Source organism: Cytobacillus sp. FSL W7-1323 (genome assembly GCF_038595015.1).
Classification (GTDB): domain Bacteria; phylum Bacillota; class Bacilli; order Bacillales; family Cytobacillaceae; genus Cytobacillus; species Cytobacillus kochii.
This window is the reverse complement of sequence record NZ_CP151998.1, coordinates 760,851-781,012: the sequence shown is the minus strand read 5'-3', so window position 1 is coordinate 781,012 and position 20,162 is coordinate 760,851. Positions and strand designations below refer to the sequence as shown.

The 20,162-nt window shown below is 38.4% G+C and carries 19 protein-coding genes; 8 read left to right on the top strand and 11 right to left on the bottom strand.

What is annotated here, in order from left to right; translation table 11 throughout:
* Nucleotides 1-15 precede the first annotated feature (15 nt).
* The 4 genes from MKX67_RS04105 to allC all read right to left on the bottom strand — a co-directional run bounded on the left by MKX67_RS04105 (nucleotide 16) and on the right by allC (nucleotide 5,044).
* On the bottom strand, nucleotides 16-1,053 hold the full coding sequence (locus tag MKX67_RS04105) for an XdhC/CoxI family protein (protein WP_342488897.1): 1,038 nt from the start codon (nucleotides 1,051-1,053) through the stop codon (nucleotides 16-18).
* Nucleotides 1,054-1,177: 124 nt separating this feature from the next.
* Nucleotides 1,178-2,557 carry an allantoinase AllB gene (allB, locus tag MKX67_RS04100; RefSeq protein ID WP_095370533.1) on the bottom strand — a complete coding sequence of 460 codons (1,380 nt, stop codon included), beginning with the start codon at nucleotides 2,555-2,557 and terminating at the stop codon, nucleotides 1,178-1,180.
* Nucleotides 2,558-2,578: 21 nt separating this feature from the next.
* The gene (locus MKX67_RS04095) at nucleotides 2,579-3,829 is read right to left on the bottom strand and encodes an alanine--glyoxylate aminotransferase family protein (protein WP_340977933.1); all 1,251 of its coding nucleotides are present in this window, start codon (nucleotides 3,827-3,829) and stop codon (nucleotides 2,579-2,581) included.
* Nucleotides 3,830-3,844: 15 nt separating this feature from the next.
* Nucleotides 3,845-5,044: an allantoate deiminase gene (gene allC, locus MKX67_RS04090; RefSeq protein WP_342489254.1), complete on the bottom strand. Its 1,200-nt coding sequence runs from the start codon at nucleotides 5,042-5,044 to the stop codon at nucleotides 3,845-3,847.
* A 232-nt stretch (nucleotides 5,045-5,276) separates the two neighbouring features.
* On the opposite strand from allC, the gene MKX67_RS04085 reads away from it, so the two are divergent.
* The 7 genes from MKX67_RS04085 (at nucleotide 5,277) to MKX67_RS04055 (ending at nucleotide 12,271) form a co-directional block, all read left to right on the top strand.
* Nucleotides 5,277-6,881, top strand: a complete 1,605-nt coding sequence (locus MKX67_RS04085) for a PucR family transcriptional regulator (RefSeq protein ID WP_095370536.1) — start codon at nucleotides 5,277-5,279, stop codon at nucleotides 6,879-6,881.
* A gap of 206 nt (nucleotides 6,882-7,087) precedes the next feature.
* Nucleotides 7,088-8,353, top strand: coding sequence for a nucleobase:cation symporter-2 family protein (locus MKX67_RS04080; RefSeq protein WP_233435352.1), 1,266 nt, complete (start codon nucleotides 7,088-7,090; stop codon nucleotides 8,351-8,353).
* A 16-nt stretch (nucleotides 8,354-8,369) separates the two neighbouring features.
* Nucleotides 8,370-8,885: a 2-oxo-4-hydroxy-4-carboxy-5-ureidoimidazoline decarboxylase gene (uraD, locus tag MKX67_RS04075; RefSeq protein WP_322910131.1), complete on the top strand. Its 516-nt coding sequence runs from the start codon at nucleotides 8,370-8,372 to the stop codon at nucleotides 8,883-8,885.
* A gap of 15 nt (nucleotides 8,886-8,900) precedes the next feature.
* Complete coding sequence (locus MKX67_RS04070; RefSeq protein ID WP_095370539.1) at nucleotides 8,901-10,361, top strand: NAD(P)-binding domain-containing protein; 1,461 nt, start codon at nucleotides 8,901-8,903, stop codon at nucleotides 10,359-10,361.
* A gap of 48 nt (nucleotides 10,362-10,409) precedes the next feature.
* Nucleotides 10,410-10,769, top strand: a complete 360-nt coding sequence (gene uraH / locus MKX67_RS04065; RefSeq protein WP_095370540.1) for a hydroxyisourate hydrolase — start codon at nucleotides 10,410-10,412, stop codon at nucleotides 10,767-10,769.
* Between the two features lie 256 nt (nucleotides 10,770-11,025).
* On the top strand, nucleotides 11,026-11,469 hold the full coding sequence (locus tag MKX67_RS04060; protein ID WP_342489253.1) for a DUF2243 domain-containing protein: 444 nt from the start codon (nucleotides 11,026-11,028) through the stop codon (nucleotides 11,467-11,469).
* 19 nt (nucleotides 11,470-11,488) lie between these two features.
* Complete coding sequence (locus tag MKX67_RS04055; protein ID WP_342488896.1) at nucleotides 11,489-12,271, top strand: cytochrome c oxidase assembly protein; 783 nt, start codon at nucleotides 11,489-11,491, stop codon at nucleotides 12,269-12,271.
* Nucleotides 12,272-12,333: 62 nt separating this feature from the next.
* On the opposite strand, the gene MKX67_RS04050 is transcribed toward MKX67_RS04055, so the two are convergent.
* Both MKX67_RS04050 and MKX67_RS04045 read right to left on the bottom strand, forming a co-directional pair.
* Nucleotides 12,334-12,693 (bottom strand): n-acetylglutamate synthase, encoded by a 360-nt coding sequence (locus MKX67_RS04050; RefSeq protein WP_180317008.1) that lies wholly within the window; start codon nucleotides 12,691-12,693, stop codon nucleotides 12,334-12,336.
* Nucleotides 12,694-12,708: 15 nt separating this feature from the next.
* On the bottom strand, nucleotides 12,709-13,062 hold the full coding sequence (locus MKX67_RS04045) for a DUF3221 domain-containing protein (RefSeq protein ID WP_342488895.1): 354 nt from the start codon (nucleotides 13,060-13,062) through the stop codon (nucleotides 12,709-12,711).
* Nucleotides 13,063-13,250: 188 nt separating this feature from the next.
* On the opposite strand from MKX67_RS04045, the gene MKX67_RS04040 reads away from it, so the two are divergent.
* The gene (locus tag MKX67_RS04040; RefSeq protein ID WP_342488894.1) at nucleotides 13,251-14,390 is read left to right on the top strand and encodes an endonuclease; all 1,140 of its coding nucleotides are present in this window, start codon (nucleotides 13,251-13,253) and stop codon (nucleotides 14,388-14,390) included.
* A 69-nt stretch (nucleotides 14,391-14,459) separates the two neighbouring features.
* Here MKX67_RS04040 and MKX67_RS04035 read toward each other — a convergent pair whose 3' ends face one another.
* The 5 genes from MKX67_RS04035 to MKX67_RS04015 all read right to left on the bottom strand — a co-directional run bounded on the left by MKX67_RS04035 (nucleotide 14,460) and on the right by MKX67_RS04015 (nucleotide 20,125).
* Nucleotides 14,460-15,602 (bottom strand): MFS transporter, encoded by a 1,143-nt coding sequence (locus tag MKX67_RS04035; protein ID WP_322910135.1) that lies wholly within the window; start codon nucleotides 15,600-15,602, stop codon nucleotides 14,460-14,462.
* Nucleotides 15,603-15,768: 166 nt separating this feature from the next.
* A complete protein-coding gene (locus MKX67_RS04030; protein ID WP_095370545.1) occupies nucleotides 15,769-17,160 on the bottom strand; it encodes a sodium/glutamate symporter in 1,392 nt (463 codons plus the stop codon).
* Between the two features lie 282 nt (nucleotides 17,161-17,442).
* Complete coding sequence (locus MKX67_RS04025; protein WP_342488893.1) at nucleotides 17,443-18,444, bottom strand: ABC transporter substrate-binding protein; 1,002 nt, start codon at nucleotides 18,442-18,444, stop codon at nucleotides 17,443-17,445.
* 46 nt (nucleotides 18,445-18,490) lie between these two features.
* Entirely contained in the window at nucleotides 18,491-19,342 is an 852-nt protein-coding gene (locus tag MKX67_RS04020; RefSeq protein ID WP_095370547.1) for an ABC transporter permease, read from the bottom strand.
* A gap of 222 nt (nucleotides 19,343-19,564) precedes the next feature.
* The gene (locus tag MKX67_RS04015; RefSeq protein WP_342488892.1) at nucleotides 19,565-20,125 is read right to left on the bottom strand and encodes an ATP-binding cassette domain-containing protein; all 561 of its coding nucleotides are present in this window, start codon (nucleotides 20,123-20,125) and stop codon (nucleotides 19,565-19,567) included.
* Nucleotides 20,126-20,162: the final 37 nt, after the last annotated feature.

The window sequence follows — 20,162 nt, the reverse complement described above, 5'->3', positions numbered from 1 at the left end:
ATTTCCTAGCTCCCTTTATTTGTTATAAACAAGTGTCCTACAATTGGCTTGTTTTCCATTTTCCGTAACCACCTTTTGTTTAACCGCAATTAATTGTGCCATAACGCTAATCGCAATTTCCTCAGGTCCCTCTGCGCCAATCGATAAACCAACAGGCGTGTAGACATTCGATGGTACAGATTCCCCTTCTAATAACCTCATCGTCCGTCTATTAGAACCAATGATACCTATATATTTAAATGGTCGATTGAGCACATATTGTAAAATTTCTTTATCTCGTTCAAAATGATGGGTCATAATCACAATATGGTCTTGGGGATGAAGCGCTTTTGGTAACACTTCATGTGGAAAACCTATTAATAAACGATCTGCTTGAGGAAATCTTTCTTTACTACATAAAGCTTCGCGCCAGTCAGCTACTGTTACATGGAAGCCTGTTTTATGAGCAAAATCACAAAGAGGGACGCCATCTTCCCCTGCACCAAGGATAAAAAGACGAGGCTTTGGATGAAACCACTGAAAATAACGATAAATAGATAGCTCTTTTGAGTAGTGGATACCACTCTTCATCTCTTTTATTTCCATATTGGCATCTATGTTTAATGCTTTGGTCCAATAGTTATTATCATCAACGATAACTGTGTAACCTATAACCTCATAATCCTCGGAAAGCTTCTTTACTGTTAAAATAGATCGTCCTTGTAAAAGCTGTTCATTAACCTTTTCTAGATGAGCTTGATAACTTGCATCAATCTTCTCTAACAGGACACGAATTTCACCATTACATCCCGAACCTTGTCCCCACCCAAGATCATCTTCACTTTTTAAATTGTATAAAAAAGATTTTGATTGACCATCGATTAGCGTTTCTGCCCTATACTTAATATCTTCTTCCAAGCATCCTCCACTAAGGACACCAATAGTTGAACCAGATTGCTTGATTAACATGGTTGTGCCTTCTTTTCGATAAGCAGACCCATTCACTTGAATCACTGTCGCTAACACATCACCTTCTGTAGGCGATGCCTTGAATATTTGATGAATATTATCCATCTTCACACACCTCTTTCACTCAGCTGCTAAAGGTTTAAAATGTATTATCTTCCATTTCCTCCTTTTCCGCTACTAGTGTGTTAGATTTTCTGACAATAGAAATGAATTTCTTACAGCGATGTAGTTAACTACGAGTCCCCATTTTCGTTTGCTCTGGCTTTAGCCAATGACCTCTATTTCTCATGTTTACTAATTGTCCGTCTTCAAAAACTACTACTCCGTTGTTCATTGTAAGTTTGACTGCACATGGGAAAGTTCTCTCCATATACAAACTGTGCTTATGCTTAGCGAAGAAATTCTTTTCTGCAACAGTGAAGGATGCTTCAAGTGAGATCCATGTTAAATCAGCATCTTTGCCCACTTCGATATGCCCTTTTGTATTTAAATTGAATCTGTCAGCTGGATTACCTGCTATGAGTGCCGCCACTTTATAAAAAGGAATGTCATAGGTTATTGCAAGTTCAATTAATGCTAAAAGGGTAAATTGTCCGCCACTAATTCCACCCCAAGCGGAGAATAAATGATGGACGGTTGGATCTTTCAACAGATAAGGTGATGGTGAGTGATCGGAGGAGACCATATCAATTGCGCCTTCTATTAATAAACGAATCAATTTCTCTTGCTCCTCCACTTTTCGTAATGGCGGGGCGCATTTGGCTACCGCTCCTTTGTCTTGCAAATCATTATGATTAAACAATAAGTAATGAGCACATGTTTCAACTGTAATGTCTAGTCCCATTGCCTTGGCATCTGTAATTTTTAAAATAGCCTCCTCAGAGCTAATATGGACAAAATGAAGAGGACAGCCCGTTATTCTTGCATATGCGATGGCACGTTCCACCGCTTCCACTTCTGCGGCGATCGGTCTAGATGCTAAATAATCATCCGCAGTTAATTGACCATTCGTCACTTTCTCCTTCGTTAAGAAATCTGTCATTGCGGCACTTTCCGCATGGAGTGCAAGTATTTTTTTCAATGAAGCAATCTCTTTCATGCCAGCAATTAATGTTAAATCATCAACACGTTCGAATTCTTCATTTCCACTTTCAGATAAAAACGCTTTAAAACCTATTGCCCCATTATCTGCTAATCCCTTCAGCTCCAGGATATTTCCTGGAACAAGGCCACCCCATAAAGCAAAATCCACAACTGACTTACTTTCTCCCATCTCCGCTTTATTTAACAATGCCTGCGAATCAGTAGTAGAAGGAATCCCATTTAAGGGCATATCAAAAAAAGTTGTTCCTCCTCCTGCAGCAATCATCTGAGAACCCGATTCAAAACCTTCCCATTTGTCTCTGCCTGGGTCATTAAAGTGAACATGAATATCTATCATACCTGGAAAAATATAATAACCTGCCGCATTTTTCTCGTCTTTACTTGTGGCTGTAATACCTTCCTCAATGGCGACAATGATACCATTTTTAATGGCTATATCGGTTTTCTTCACTTTATGAGGTAAAACAACATTGCCGTTGCGAATAATGAGATCATATGTAGCCAAAACCAACACCTCCCTGTTTATTTAAAGTATCGTCATAGCTGATTCCTCAGCTGCATATATATCCATTGCTGCCTGAAGCGCCTCGCCGCGATTTACTTGGACTTCGTGACGGATAAGGACTGCTTCTAATCCGCCGAGAACAGCAAGCACATTTTCTTTTCGACAGCTATATCCCATCGTACCAATACGCCAAATCTTCCCTTGTAATGGCCCAAAAGATGAAGCAATTTCTATACTAAATTCCTTAAGCAACATTTTCCGTACGGATTCACCATCAACACCAGCAGGGATTTCTATACATGTCACACATGGAAGCTTATGTTCAGAATCACCATATAGCTTTAACCCCATTGCTTGAATACCTGTCACCAAAGCTTTTTCATGAAGGAGATGGCGGATAAAACGAGGCTTTAACCCCTCTTCTAGCACAAGTCGTAAACCTTCATAGAGCGCATAAACCATCGATGTTGCTTCTGTATGATGATTCAATCTCCTTGGGCTCCAATAATCCATAAGCATGGCGAGATCAAAATAATTACTTGCAATTGCCATTCGACTACGTTGATACTGCTCATCTTCTGCAGTTGCAATACCTGCCTCTACCTTTTTCCGCTCTAATATAAGCTTCTCAATCCGCTCGTTAAATGTAATGGGTGCCATCCCAGCAGGAACGGATAAACATTTTTGCGTTCCCCCTATTAGCCCATCTATAAACCAGTCATCTGTCTTTACCTCTACGCCACCAATAGATGCGACTGCATCTACGACGAGAATCGCATCCTGTTCTCTACAAGCCTTTCCGATTTTTTCTAGAGGTTGCATTCTCCCTGTAGATGTTTCACCATGGACAATAGCGACCACTTTAGGTGAGATTTTTGCCATTTCTGCGATGACTACATCTGGGTCAAATACCTCTCCCCAAGGACATTGTATCGAATAGACATCAGCACCGTACCTTTCACAAATCTCCACAAGTAAATGCCCGAAACGCCCATAAATTGGAACAAACACTTTATCACCAGGTTCAATAATACTTGCTAAGAGCGCTTCGTTTCCTGCTCTTGAAGTACCATCTATCGGAAAGGCCCAACGGTTCTTTGTTTGAAAGACTTGACGAATCATTTCCATGACTTCATTCATCAATTTTGTAAAAGCTGGATCGAACTGACCTAATATAGGTGTACTCATCGCTCTCAACACACGAGGATCTACCTCAACTGGACCTGGTGTCATAATCGTACGACTAGGTGTATTCAAGCTATTAAACCCCATATATATCCACTCCTTCTATTCATAAGCTAATTGATATAAAATATCTGTTAACAGTTTTACTCCTACTTCCAAATCTTCTGAGCTCGTAAACTCTTGCGGGTTATGACTAATGCCGCCTTTGCTTGGGACAAAAATAAGATTAGTAGGAAGTGTACTTGCAAAAACTTGTGCATCATGACCGGCGCCACTAACGATATCTTGGAAAGAAATTTGCTTCTGTTCCGCTAACGTCTTGATTTTACTATGCATCATGGCATCCATTGCGACAGGTTCTACATTCATCCATTGTTTCCAGTCAATGATCAGATCATTAGACTTAGCTACCTCTTCAAAATAAGAAAACACGGACATACAATATTCATCCAATACATGTTGTTTATGGTGGCGAATATCTAAACTAAATTCGACTTCCCCTGCCACAACATTGGGTACATTTGGTTGCGCTTCAATTCTTCCCACCGTAGCTACTAACTGGGAGTCGATACTTTCTGCTTTTTTCGTTAAGAAAGAAATAAGTTTTGAGGCTGTCACAACCGCATCCCTGCGAAGGTTCATTGGTGTTGTGCCTGCATGATTGCTTTCTCCTTTTATCCGTATATTGTAACGTCGCTGTCCAACGATATGTGTGACAATACCAACCGCATTTTGATTTCTCTCTAGTACCATCCCTTGTTCGATATGTACCTCTATAAATCTTGCAATATCACTTCTAATTGGTTGAATATATTTTTCTGTTTCAAAGCCCGCCTCTTTCATCGCATCCATAAAAGGAACACCGTTTGCATCGACTAATCCTCTAGTATGACCAATATCGTACATGCCGGTTATATTTCTTGATCCCCAAAAGGTTAAAGGGAACCGACTCCCTTCTTCTTCACAGAAAGAAACGACTTCAATCGTTTTTTTGGGCTTGCCATAAGAGGCATAGAGCCTCGACACCGCAAGCAGGCTAGCAACAATCCCATAAGCACCGTCATACTTTCCGCCGTCAATAACCGTATCAATATGGGAACCTGTCAATATGACTGCATTATCTTCATCTGTTCCCTGCAGCCGGCCAAATAAATTACCAACACAATCAAAATAAGCATCTAACCCGATTGCCTTCATTTTATTTTTCAAAGCTGATTGCGCTTCACACCAAGCTTTAGAATATAGTAATCTCGTAACGCCTTCATTGGTTGTTTTACCAAATGACGAAAGCCATTCAATCATTTCTGCTATCTTTTCCTTATTTGTATCATGAAATTCTCTTACATGAATGGCCAATCCTTTCACTCCCCTCTTTACTTATGGAATATTTTCTTACATAATTATGTTATATAAAACAATTTTACTTTTTATGCATCGAAACATCATCAGCAAAAATGTACAAATTTTCATACAATTTTGTGCACATTAACTAATCCATATAAAAAAGAAGATGCAAACGAAAGGAGTCAGCCACATGAAGGTTTCTAAATTACTCTCTTCCCCTTCATTAGAAGGGATGAGAGTTGTAGCTGGAGAAAGCGGGATCAAACGTGAGGTACATACGGTTAATATGATGGATGCACCTGATATTATTCCCTTTTTGAATCGCCATGAATTTTTAGTGACAACAGCCTATCATTTAAAAGACCAGCCACATTTACTAAATGAATTAATACAAGCGATGGCTAATCAAGGATGTGCAGCACTTGGTATAAAAACAAAAAGGTTCTTAGACTCTGTTCCTCCATCTGCATTGAAGCTGGCAAATGAATTAAATTTCCCCATCATCGAACTGCCACTCGCCTTATCACTTGGAGATGTAATCAACCATACTTTAAGACTGATTTTAGATAGCCGCGCGAATGAATTAACTGCTGCTTTAGAAACACATAAACATTTTACGAACATCATTCTTCAAGGAAAAGGTATAGAAACATTGATGAAAGAATTAAGCAAGATAATTGATTGTTCTGTTCATTTAGTCGATCAGCATCTTCATTCTCTCTCTGACCAACAACACCAACTAGAAATATTCGTAATGAGAGAAGATATCGAGAGAGAAATTAAACGGATTTCATCATCCAGCCCTATCTCTATTTCCTTTTCACTACTTGTATCCAAAAAAACTTATCATCTATTTCCTATAAACATTAGCGAAAAGAAGCGAGGTTTCTTAATTATAGAAGGAGAAATCCCTCAGGAGAATCACCTCAATATCTTAACGATTGAACAAGCGACGAATGTACTCTCCTTCGCCCTTATGAAAGAGCATGCACTAAATACACACGCAAAAAATATACGCAACGATTTTTTTCTCCACTTCTTAGATGGGACCTTCAAGTTACAAGATGAAATTATTAATCGCGCCAAAGAGTTCTCTCTTCAAAATGATTGTGACTATATTTGTGTTGTCGGAAAGGTCGATCAAGCAAATCCACACGATTCTTTCACACAACGCCAACAAAAATCTGATAATATATTTGAATACTTGGAAGAAGTGATACACCAAACCACTGTCAACGTTCATTTCTTTACCAAAAGTGATGAATGTATCTTGCTCTTTGAAGCCCATCAAGGGTTATCACCTTATATGAATATATTAAAAGACATCCAATTACGAATGACAAACCGCTTTAATCAAACCATTTCTTTCGGTGTAAGTAATGTGATCCATTCCTTTGTCCAAGTGAGAACAGCCTATCACGAAGCAAGTGAATCTCTTTCTCAAGGAGCAATCTCAAAAAGAACCAACTTTATTCAATCATTTCAAACAAGGGATATATTAGAATTACTCCGCCTTATTCCCGAAAAAGAGTTGAGTCATTTTTACACCCATGCATTTAAGGGATTCTTATCGATTAAACCTGATGAAAGAGAATCATTACTACAAACACTTTCTGTCTATCTAGAAACACATTGTCAAATCTCCGAAACAGCAAAAAGGTTATTTGTCCACAGGAATACAGTTGTCTATAGAATAGATAAATGCGAAGAAATTCTCGGTAAAGATTTAAAGGATCCAGAAACAACCTTACAATTACGTACAGCATTACGGATGAAAAAACTATTAGAAGCTTAAAACAGCCCAACCATGCACCTTACACAAATAAGTTAGTCATTTTTAGGCATATTGAACAATGACAATAATCAGAATATTGTTTATTATGTTAAATATAACAACATTCAATGTTATATTTCTTAACATTATAAACAGGAGGGTTCACTTTGGGAGAAAATATTCATCCATCAAAAACATTCTCATTAGGGTTACAGCATGTCCTTGCTATGTACGCTGGTGCCATTTTAGTACCAATCTTAGTTGGCGGCGCTTTAGGTTTCTCCCCTGAACAACAAGCCTTCCTCATTTCTATTGATTTGTTAACTTGCGGGGTTGCTACACTGTTTCAATCTGTAAAAAATAAATACTTTGGAACAGGGCTCCCTATTGTCATGGGTACTTCATTCGTAGCCGTATCTCCCATGATTACAATCGGTAGTAATTACGGGATATCAGCCATATACGGGGCGATTATTATAACAGGATTGTTCATTATTTTCTTTTCAAATATATACGGCAAGCTTGTAAAATTATTCCCTCCAATCGTAACTGGTACCGTCGTCATCATTATTGGCCTCTCACTCATCCCTACAGGAATTAAAAATATGGGAGGAGGCACGAATAATCCTGATTTTGGTTCAGCTGAAAACTTATTGCTCTCCTTTGGTGTTCTCGCACTTATTTTACTAATGAACCGCTTCTTTAAAGGGTTCTTACGTGCTATCTCTGTTTTAATTGGGATATTCATTGGGACATTCACGGCGGCACTAATGGGGAGGGTAGATTTTCAATCCGTTCAAGAAGCTTCTTGGTTACACCTTCCGGCCCCTTTTCATTTCGGATACCCTACATTTGAAATTGTTCCTATTTTAACAATGATCTTAGTAGGCACAGTCATTCTTGTCGAATCCACTGGTGCTTTTCTTGCACTAGGGAAAATGGATCATAAAGAGTTAAAAGAAAAGGATCTCGCTCGTGGATATCGAGCTGAAGGAATGGCCTTTACTTTAGGTGGGATTTTCAACGCTTTCCCTTATAGTACATTTGCTCAAAATGTCGGACTTGTCCAATTATCTGGAGTAAGGTCAAATAAAGTCACAATTGCTGCTGGTTTTATTTTAATTGTACTAGGCTTAGTTCCTAAAATCTCTACTTTGGCTACACTCATTCCTCCTTCGGTTTTCGGCGGTGCCACTGTAGTCATGTTTGGAATGGTCGTCACCTCTGGTATACGCATGCTTCAAAGAGTCGATTTTACGAACAATAACAATCAACTCATTATTGCTTGCTCGATTTCACTAGGACTAGGGGCATCCGTTGTTCCGGAATTATTCGCCCATTTACCTGAAACCCTTCGAATTATCGTCGGCGATGGAATTATTACCGGCAGCCTAGCAGCCATTATCTTAAACCTTCTTTTAACCAAAAGAAAAACAAAGGAAACACAGCCGTTAAAAGAGACGAGTATGGAACCCCAATTAAAAAGTTCATAGAAAGGAGTTTTCAATCATGTATACAATTCAAGAAATCAATAGAATCAGTGATGCATCATTTATCCAAATATTTGGAGGTGTTTTCGAGCATTCCCCATGGGTCGCAGAAAAAACGCTCATGGCGAAACCATTTTTATCATTTGATCACCTCTATCAAACGATGGTTCACACAGTGGAGGAAACATCAAATCAAAAAAAGCTTGCACTTATTAAAGAACATCCCAACTTAGGCGATCGCGTTCAAATGAGTGAAAATTCCGTTAACGAACAAGAAAACGCTGGTTTAAATCAACTCACAGAGAAGGAGTATAAACAATTTATTTATATGAATCAATCTTATATGGACAAATTTGGATTCCCATTTATATTAGCTGTTCGCGGGAAAAACAAGGATGAAATTTATCAATCAATGGTAAAGAGAGTCAAAAACGAAAAAGAAGAAGAGTTTCATCAAGCACTGGCGGAAATCTATAAAATCGCCTTATTACGACTTGAAGAGGTCATTATTAAAGATTCATTCACAACAAACTAGAAAGGATGAAAAACAATGAGCTTAGAAAGCTTACACGAGAGAGTACAAATGGACCTTTCTTATTTGAACATAAACTATACGGATACATGGGTACCGCAAACTAAACATATTAAGAATCATGTATATGATGTCGTCATTGTCGGAGGCGGGCAAAGCGGTTTAGGTGCTGGATTTGCTCTTTTACGAGAAAAAATCACAAACTTTCTCATTATCGATGAGAATCACGAAGGCTATGAAGGGCCATGGGAGACTTATGCAAGAATGGTTACTTTAAGAACACCGAAACATATCACCTCAATTGATTTAGGCCTTCCTTCCCTCACCTTTCGTGCTTGGTGGGAAGCCCAAACAGGCAAGAATGACTGGGATCAAGTGGATAAAATACCACGTCAGGATTGGATGAATTACCTCAGGTGGTATAGAAAAGTCCTGCGTTTACCCGTCATAAACGATGTCAAATTGCAACTCGTAGAACCTCTTGAAGGTGGTTTACACCGACTCCATATCAACCAAACAGAAGAACCTGCCACTCCCCTTCTTGCGCGCAAAGTTATTTTAGCGACAGGTATTCAAGGTGGAGGAGAATGGCATATACCATCACTTGTCTCTGAAAATCTACCGAAAAATTTCTATGCCCACACTTCCGAAAATATCGATTTTAACTCATTAAAAAATAAAAAAATCGCTATTCTAGGTGGTGGCGCCTCCGCATTCGATAATGCCAATTACGCCCTTAGTTCAGGAGTAGCAGAAGCGCATGTTTTTGTTCGTCGTAAAGAAATGCCTAGAATCAATCCGATACGGCAAATGGAAGCCTCAGGTATGATAGAAAGATATCACTCGTTATCAGATGTGGATAAATATACGGTCATGACTCATTTCTTTCAAAATAATCAACCACCGACGAATGATACATATAATCGCGCTTCTGCTTGGCCAGGTTTTAACCTTCATTTGGATTCACCTTGGCAAGAAGTAAGTCAAGCAAATAATCAGGTGGTAGTCACAACCCCTCATGGGTCCTTTTCATTTGATTATCTCATTATTAGTACAGGACTGTTCACTGATCCTGCCTTAAGACCAGAGCTAAAATTAGTCGAAAAATATATTGCTCGTTGGGAGGATAAATACCACCCTCCAAAGAATAGTGCAAGCCCAGTTCTAGATGCACATCCTTATTTAAGCACAGGTTACTCCTTTACGAGTCGCGATAAGGAAGGAGAAAAATATCTTCATGGACTTTATACATTTAATTATTCTGCTTTAATCAGCTGTGGTATTACTGCCGCTGCTCTTTCTGGTATGAAATTCGGCTTACCGCGACTAGCTAAGGCGATTGCTGATGAACTTTTCCAAGATCATAAAGAGCAAATTTTGCAGGATTACTTTGATTATCAAGTGACTGAATTTACAGGAACGTGGCCAATCAACCCTCAAACCAGACAAAGTAACACAATATCAGCTATTGAAAATTAAAAGGATATTTCTCGAGAGCAACATTCTACTATAATTAAGGAGTTTAAAATGACAGGACTAACAACACATATATTGGATTTAACCCACGGTACACCGGCTTCCAATGTAATTGTGGAGCTTTTCTTCCAAGAAGCAAATCGCAATAGTTGGAAAAAGATAAAAGTAGTAAAGACCAATTCAGACGGTCGCTTAGATGCTCCACTACTTACTAGAGAAGAAATGAAAATAGGAAGCTATGAACTGATCTTCCATGTCGGGGTGTATTTCCGTGAAAAAGAGATCGCCCTCCCCGACCCACCATTCTTAGAGGCAGTCCCTGTTCGTTTCGGAGTGTCAAATATAGATAAGGATTATCACGTCCCCCTTCTCATTTCACCTTGGGGATACCAAGTATATCGTGGAAGCTAGTAATGAAAGTTTCATAGCTACTCCACAATACCTAACTATCTTAGCGTAGTTAGGTTCTTTTTATTTCACAATAACAACCAATTACAATAGATACTTCCTATGAATATCGAATCAATTTCTAATTCATTATAAACTTACACTTCTATATATGTTTAGAGTTTAAACACTCGGGAAAAATAGAGGAAATACCTTACAGAAATGAGTTGATACTATCGATAATCCAATCAATGGCGAACATAGGAATTTCCAACAGAACATAACTAAGCACTCAACATACAATCTCATCTCTGGTATTCTCTTCGGACTTGGTTTGGTTGCATTTATTGATGAGATGGTATTTCACCAACTATTAAGTTGGCATCATTTTTACGATCAATCCACAACAAAGATCGGATTACTTTCTGATGGGTTATTCCATGCGTTTAGCTGGTTCGCTACAGTAGCAAGTCTATTTATGGTAGCTGACTTACGCAGAAGAGAATCTTGGTGGAAAAAAAGATGGATTGGCGGGGCTTTATTAGGTATTGGTTTATTTAATTTATACGATGGTTTAATCCAACATAAAGTGTTCAAATTACATCAAATTCGCTACGGAGTTGATGTGCTACCTTATGATTTGGTATGGAATTTCACTGCTGCAGTGATTACGATTATCGGAATCATTATCATCCGTAAAACTAATCAGTCACAAAGTAAGTAAAGCTAAAAAGGGGGACACTATGCCTGATCAACAACACTTTGACATAACCATTCTCTCATATATTTTAGCGACTCCTTTTTTTCTTTTAATCATTCTCTATGGAATCGCTGTCATCAAATCTAATCAATCTTACCGTCAGTGGTCATGGTATAACACAGCATGTTGGATTGGTGGAAATGTACTTTGTATAGTAGCAGTTGCTGGCCCTTTAGCAGAGGCTTCACACCAATTTTTCAGTGTCCATATGGTTGCCCATTTACTTTTAGGCATGATTGGCCCACTTTTTATGGTGCTAGCAAAACCAGTAACGCTCCTACTGCGTTCATTACCTGTAAAAACGGCTAGAAAAGTGACTACTACCTTAAAAACGAGACCATTTCACCTTTTATTAAATCCCCTATTTACTACGGTTTTAAATATTGGTGGACTATGGGTATTATATCGAACGGAATTATTCACAATGATGCACCATTCAATGCTGTTGTACAACGTCATTCATGCACATATCTTCCTAGCTGGTTATTTTTTTACAGCATCAATCATCTATATTGATAAATTTCAACAAGGTTATAGTTTTCAATTTCGAGCCATTATACTTATTTTAGCTCTCGCTGGGCATCAGATTTTAGCCAAATCTTTCTATGGTTACCCTCCTTCAAGTGTAGGAAGAACGGAAGCTGAAAAAGGAAGCATGATTATGTATTATGGAGGCGATATTGTTGACCTAGTGATTATTATTATTTTCTGTTATCAATGGTTTAAAGTGACAAAACCTAAAAGGTATCAACCTCATTCTGTATAATCAGAATTTGAATAGCTAGTGGACTCTTTTTGCACTAAAAGTGAAATCCACTAGCCTTCCTATCAATATACTTTCGATTCTTTTTTCATTTCCTCAATAACCGATTGCCCTTCGGTTTGATCTGCATCATTCCATCGCCATTGTTCATGTAATCTCATTCGTCCATCTGGTAGGTATTCAGGCGTTGAAGAACAAGTACCACCTCTTACTTCATCTTTGATATTTACATGATTATAGTTAAACAATAAAGAACCATCCTCCTTTACAATACCGATTAACGTTCCTTTTCTAATTTGTCCGCCATAATAACTAGCAGAAATGATATTTCCTTCTTGGCTATAATCAAAATAAGTTTGATCAGAGACTTCGCCATTATTTGTATTCTCTATTGATACAAATTTCTTTCCGTTATAATTAATCAAGTTGATTCCTCGCTCTCACTTTTTTATTAAAGAGACCCAATAGGCGTCTCCGCCCCCAGGTGCAGAAGCTCTTATCTCCCCGCTAAAGTAGATGATTACCTCATCACCGACTGACAATTGACCTACCTTTTTTTCTGGCATATAAGTTGGTAATGTAAATTCAACCCCTTGATACATGTATGTTTCTCTTAAATCTTGTTTTGATTTGTATTTAATATTTTCAGCATCCGCCACAACCCAAATAGATTGGCCACTTTCTATAATGACACCCTTGTAGGTCGGCGTATAAGTAAAGAAAAGAAATCCTCCAATACTAATAATGAGGAAAAGAGCTAAAGTACAGATGAGATACTCTCGTAAGATTTTCACCCTCTACCTCCTTACAACCTACTTTCACCATAAATTCCCTCTAAACAAGTTCTATTCTCCTGCAAACAAGCCGAGTAGATTTTCTTATTTTTATCAATGCCTCCTAAATTTACTTATTATTAAAAATATTTTAACAGAAAAATGGTAAGATGAAGCAGAATACAATAAAAAAATTAAAGGAGGATAATATGCGTAGATTCTTTAAGTTATCAATTGTCGCTTTTCTCGTTTCCTTTTCTACTCTATCATTCGATTCTTCGCAAACATCTGCTGCTACCTTACCAGTATCACAAGCCATCGACAGGCAAAATAACACTATACAATCGGTGGAAGGCTATATAGTAGGTAAGCCTACCTCAGCCAATACAGTAATTACTGGCAACTATCCAGATGATTACTCCTTAGCTATTGCTGATTCTCGCACAGAAACAAATACTGCTAATATGCTTTATATTCAGATTCCCTCACAATTCCGCACACAGTTCGGCCTTAAGAGCAACCCCGAATTACTTGGTGAGAAGATAACAGTAACCGGCAATCTCACAGCGTACTATTCACATCCTGGATTGAAAAACACAACTGAAATGATCAAACAATCTGAAGAAGAGGAACCTGAAGGACCTGATGAGGAAAATAATGCCCCTGGTTCTTATTATGATTCTGCTACTGGAAAAACAGGCGAAGCATTAAAAACCGCGTTACACAATATCATTGATGACCATACCGAAATTTCGTATAGTGCCGTTTGGGAAGCATTAAAGGCAACGGATGAAGATCCAAATAATACGAATAACGTCATCCTTTTATACACTGGCAGATCACAAAGTAAATCAACGAACGGTGGAAATCCAGATGAATGGAACAGAGAACATGTGTGGGCTAAATCGCATGGTGATTTCGGAACATCTATGGGCCCTGGAACAGACCTACATCATCTACGCCCAACAGATGTATCAGTGAATGGCTCTCGCGGTAACAAAGATTTTGATAATGGCGGCTCTCCACAAGGTGAAGCACCTGATACCTTTACGGATAATGATTCTTGGGAACCACGTGATGAAGTAAAAGGGGATGTCGCGAGAATGATTTTCTATATGGATGTCCGTTATGAAGGCGACAGTGGGGAACTGGATTTAGAGGTGAATGACCGCGTAAGCAACGGTTCAGCTCCATATCACGGCAAACTCTCAACCTTAATTGAGTGGCATAACTTAGACCCTGTAGATGACTTAGAACGACAAAGAAATGATATTATCTATAATGACTATCAACATAATCGTAATCCATTTATCGATCACCCTGAATGGGTTGAAGAAATTTGGAATTAATTAAGGAAAAGAAAAGCAGTCTTCAATTGTGACTCTAAGAGTCTCAATTTGAAGGCTGCTTTTTTATTTTCATTTACGCTTTTGCTTAAATGCGGCCAAGATAATGAGCAAGGCGATGCATGTAAAACCTCCAGCAATAAGAGGGTTGATCTCCACATGATATTGATCGATGATGATTCCACCAACAGTTGAACCAATAGCCATACCAACATGAACCCCTGAATTATTTAAACTTTGTTGAATATCAGATGTTTCTGGCGCAGCAGATACAAGATAGCTCTGGATAGCGGGCTGCAAAGACCAACTTAATAAATTCCATAACAATAGTGCACAAATAAACAAAGCAAGAGAAAACTGCAAATACGGGATAAGGATAATCGTAACAATAAAAGCAGAAAGTACGATGATAATAGATCGTTTCGCACCTAAGCGATCCGTAATCTGCCCACCTAAAAAACTCCCACACACAGCAACGATACCAATAATAAGGTAAATCAAACTAAGCGAATTACCAGTAATACTCATCGTCTCACTAAGAAAGGGTGTTAAATACGCATATAGACTCATATGACCGGCAAAAAAGAGAATCGATGTCAGTTGAACGAGTACAATCTTTTTATTTTTTAATGCTTTCAACTGTTCCTTTAAAGGTAAACCTCTTTTCGCCTCTATTGGACCTAATGCAAAATAAACAACAATCATGATGATTAATGTCAGAATCGAAATAAACAAGAACGGCGCTCTCCAGCTAAATTCATTCCCTAACCACAAACCGAATGGAATCCCAAAAACAAGGGACGCACTGACCCCCATCAGTACAATACCAATCGCTCTCGCTCGATATTTCTCACCACTAATTTGTGAAGCAATCGTGAGACATAATGAAATAAGAAGAGCCGCACACATAGCCGATAATACTCTTCCAACCAACAAAGATACATAACCATCCATAACGACGATCATTAAATTAGATAAGAAGAAAACAAAGAGAACGAATAGAAATAACCGCTTTCTCTCTATCTTCGCTGTTAAAGATAATAGTACAGGACCAGATATGGCAAAGCTTAAAGAAAACAAGGAGATTAACATTCCCACTTCACCAAGCGACACACCTAAATCAGTTGCAATAAGTGGCAAGATGCCCGCAATAATTAACTCAACCAAACCGACAATAAAAGTAATTATGGTTAGTAAATACACTCTTTTATCCATCTGACCTTCCCTCCACGCAAAAAGGCAGCGCTCCCTATAAAAGCGGGAGGCGCTGCATTCAAACATATTCTATGCGAATTCGCTAACATGACGCCCATAGCCATGTCGCCATTATTCATTTATAAACAAAAATAATTTATCATTTTGTACATGGATTGTCAATCACTCACTTTTTCTTCTTACCAAACACTTTTACGCCCATTATCCAAAAAATAATCATTAAAATTGTACTGACAATTAATACAGGAATTGCTCCAAACTGAATAATAAATGGAACGGCTGCAGCTGTAATAAGCCCGCCACCTACCATCGGTTCAAATACAATTTGTTTATAGCCAAAGGCATTGAGTGCTGGCGATTTGTTCTCTGGATCGACTGTTTTCATTAGCATAATTCCTGTTGCCGCCACACCTGTAGACTGTCCGAAATCTCCCAATCCTCGTTCAAACCAATACTCAGGTATCATACGAGGACCTAAATATAAGAATAACCCTACATTCAAGACAATTCCAGCAATCGCTAAAATAATGAACGGAATGAAATTCTCACCAATGACCTGTAGACTAAGTGAAGCCATCGCACTAATGATTAGGAAATCAAGAGCTACACCTTGAATACGATTAATTAATTCGCGATCAACCAATTGATAACGATCAAATTTGGATAAGAATAATTGTAACAATATTCCTCCTATCATGGCGAACGGAAATAATGGAACATATTCAAATAAATAAACACCTATAGCTTGCCCATAAGTAACAGCCTCAAGCCATTGAAACGCTTCCAATAATAAAAACCCAATAAAAATTGATAACCCAACAAATCCAATATGAAGCGTTAACGGCTCAATAGACATCGGCGAAGTTGTTTGCAAACCCGCTGATGAACGATTATCGACTTTAATAATACCTGACTGCTCCTCTACAGAAATCTCATCAGGGTGACTCAATGTTTTAGATTTGCCATTACGTGCTCCCCAATTGATTAAAATCATCCCTACGATGATACCTGCAAGAATACCGACTGTCGACAAACCAATTGCCAAATCATAACCTTCTTCAAAACCTAAAGAAGTAAATGTCCCTTGTAAACCCGCGGCTGTTCCATGCCCACCAACAAAGGCAATCTCAATTAAGGCGCCTGCAGCAGGACTAAGTCCAAAAAGAGGTGTAATGATGGTGATAGCAAGTAAAATACCCACTACATATTGGGCAAAAGAGAGTGTATAACCTAAAGCAATATGCGGCCCACCAATCCGCCACATTTTTTTGGGATTAGGTAATTTAAACCCTATAAAAAGACACGCAAAAACAATATTAATTAAAAGACCCGGCAGACTAGCCCAAACTTCGACCATCTCAGATGTAAAAATTCCACCTTCAAGTCCAAATAGCCTTCCTAGTATTTCTGGTCCTAATATAAGTGCAATAAAACCCGCAATTAATGATGTTGGTAAAAACAACCTTTGAAGTAATTTCACTTTAATTCTTACCCATTTACCAAGCACTAAAATAATCGCCAGGATAAGAACTGAAAAAGCTGCAATCGTTAAGTCCATTTATTCATCCCCTTTGTATTTCATTTAATTTCCCCATTTTTCTTCTAAGGAAACCTATAGAGAGTGACCCGTGAATTATACTACATGCCGAATAAACTTGTCACACGAGAGGATAAATAAAAAAATTCCATCTATTCAGAGACAACCGAAGTACTACCGTTTCCAAAAGAGAGCTAAATAAAAGAAGGGCTATTGTGGGCTTTTTCCATACAAACCGTTTGAGGAGAAACAGCAAAGAAGAGTAAGTGATTCGATATCACTCACTCTTCTTTCGGCCGCCATTTACTTGTCGGGTAAAAACGCTGTTGTAAAGATTTCTTCTGCAGCGAACTTCTCATCCACCAATCCTAAATCATATAGCTGGTCAATCAGCGTCCCCCAACGCTCTTCTGACATCGTGCCGATTCCATTTGCAGCTGCATCCATTCCATAAACAAACTCTGCTTGTGATTCTGCTTCAAATTTTAGAGAGGCAAGTTCTATGTCTGGATTATCTTTTTGAATCAACTCATTGATTTCTTCATATGAACCTTCGTATAAATTCCATCCCTCTATAAAAGCAGTCGTAAAAGCTTCAACCGTTTCTTTATTGTTTTCCAAGTAATCTTTTGTCACGTATAAGACAACATTATAAGGATCATAACCTGCGTCCGAAACTAATTTCGTTTCTACATCAATCCCCTCTAATTGCATAAAGTAAGGTTCTGATGTTAGGAATGCTTGTGTAACAGAATCCTTCTCATCAACAAAGTTTACATGTTGTCCAGAATATGCCAATTCTTCGACACCACTGAGATCATATTGTGTTTTTAAATACTCCCAGTATACAATGCCCGGCTGCACATAAACTTTTCTTCCATTTAACTCAGCAAAGTCAGCAATACCCTTGCCTTTATGAAACATAAATGCTTGCGGACTCCCTTGCATGACGGTAGCTACAGCGACTAATTCAATGCCTTCGTTTCTAGCCATCACAATTTGATCACCATGTGCTAAACCAAAATCAGCCTTTCCAGATGCGACCATATTAATTGAGGATACTTGTGGTCCCCCAGGTTCAATCATTACATTTAAGCCATTTTCTTCAAAAAGACCATTTTCCTCTGCGGCATAAACACCCCCATGCTGTGCTTTGGCAAACCAGTTTAAGACCAACATAACATCCTTTACCTCTCGCTCTCCTTCTTCTACAGCACTATTCGTTTCTTCTCCTCCACAAGCAGCGAGTACAATCAATACTAAAACACTTAAAATTACCCATTGAACAAGTCGATTTGATTTCATATCTCTCCCCCTTTTTATCAAAATATTCAGTTATTTTAACATGCATTTACCTTTCCGATTTTATCGCTGATTCATGCCAAGACCGTAGCAATAAACGGGATACCCAGCTTACTAATAGATAAAATCCGATACCAAAAATAGCACCTGATATGGCACAAGCAAATAGATAAGGTGTTTTTAACTGAACAGCAGCAACAGTTATCGCATAACCTAATCCCCCTTTTCCTCCACCGATTCCAGCAATATACTCTCCTGTAATCGCTCCAACAATTGCTAATGTACAAGAAACTTTCAAACCAGAAACAATGTATGGGAGAGCAGCTGGAATACGAAGCTTCCACATCGTTTGCCATTTAGAAGCATTATATAATGTGAATAAATCACTCATATTTTTATCAACCGAATGCAGTCCCATCAAAGTGTTGGATACGACAGGAAAAAAGCCAATTAAAAAAGCAATCATTACGATGGAGTTAAAACCTGATCCAAACCAAATGACAACAATTGGAGCAATCGCCACAACTGGAATCGTTTGTAATATAACTGCATATGGATAGAGGCTAATTTCTAGTATTCTTGAACTGGCCAATAGCACGGAAACAGCAATACCAATGACAGCACTTAAGAGAAAACCAATTACTGACTCAAAAATAGTTATTCTAATCGCTGGCCATAAGAGATGCCAATCTGTAATGGCAGCAGTGAGGACATCGGTTGGTTTCGGTAATAGAAAAGGTTGAATTTGCAGAATCGTAGGTATGAGTTGCCATAACCCCATAAAGACAAGAAACGCGATTACTGGTCCAACAATTGAGCCTTTTAGATAGTTATTTCTCTTTTTATTTGTTTGCTCTAGAGGACTTGTGATTGTTTTTGATGAAGCAGTTTGAATCGCCATTCATCAAGCCTCCTTTCTACCCATGCTATGCTCTAAACTTTTAGCTGCTTTGTCTACATATGCATTAAATTGGTTGTTTACTCGGTTTCGTGGATACGGTAAATTCACATCAATCATGGTAGCTAACCTTCCCGGACGTGCGGACATAACGGCAATTTTTGATGAAAGATATACAGCTTCATAGACATTGTGTGTAACAAATAAGATGGTTGCTTTCTCTTTTTACCATATTTGCAAAAGATCCATTTGCAATGTTTGTCTAGTCATTTCATCTAACGCAGCAAACGGTTCATCCATTAACAATAATTTAGGCTTAGCAGCAAGGGCTCGAGCAATGGAAACCCTCATTTTCATGCCCCCAGAAAGTTGGCGAGGATAAGCGTGCAAATAATCCTTTAAGCCAACCATCTCTAACACCTCGACTGCGCACTCTTTTCTTTTCTCTTTATTAATCCCCCGTATCTCAAGGGGAAGAAGAACATTATCAAGCACAGTACGCCATGGAAGTAAGTTAGCTTCTTGAAAGACATAAGCAATGTCATTCGAATGCTTGATTACATCCTTAGGACTTTGGTTAAAAACTTTCACTCGACCATTTGTCGCCTCCCCTAAACCAGCAACCATTCGTAAGGCAGTCGATTTTCCACAACCAGAAGGACCTAGAAAACTAATAAACTCTCCATCTGCTATTGATAAATCAAACTGACTCAAAGCCACTGTTCCTGAGTGATACACTTTATCAACATGTTGGAAAGAGACAACTTCGCCTTTAACTACTTCCATGTCACACCTCTCCTTTTCAATAGGAAACAAATCACAT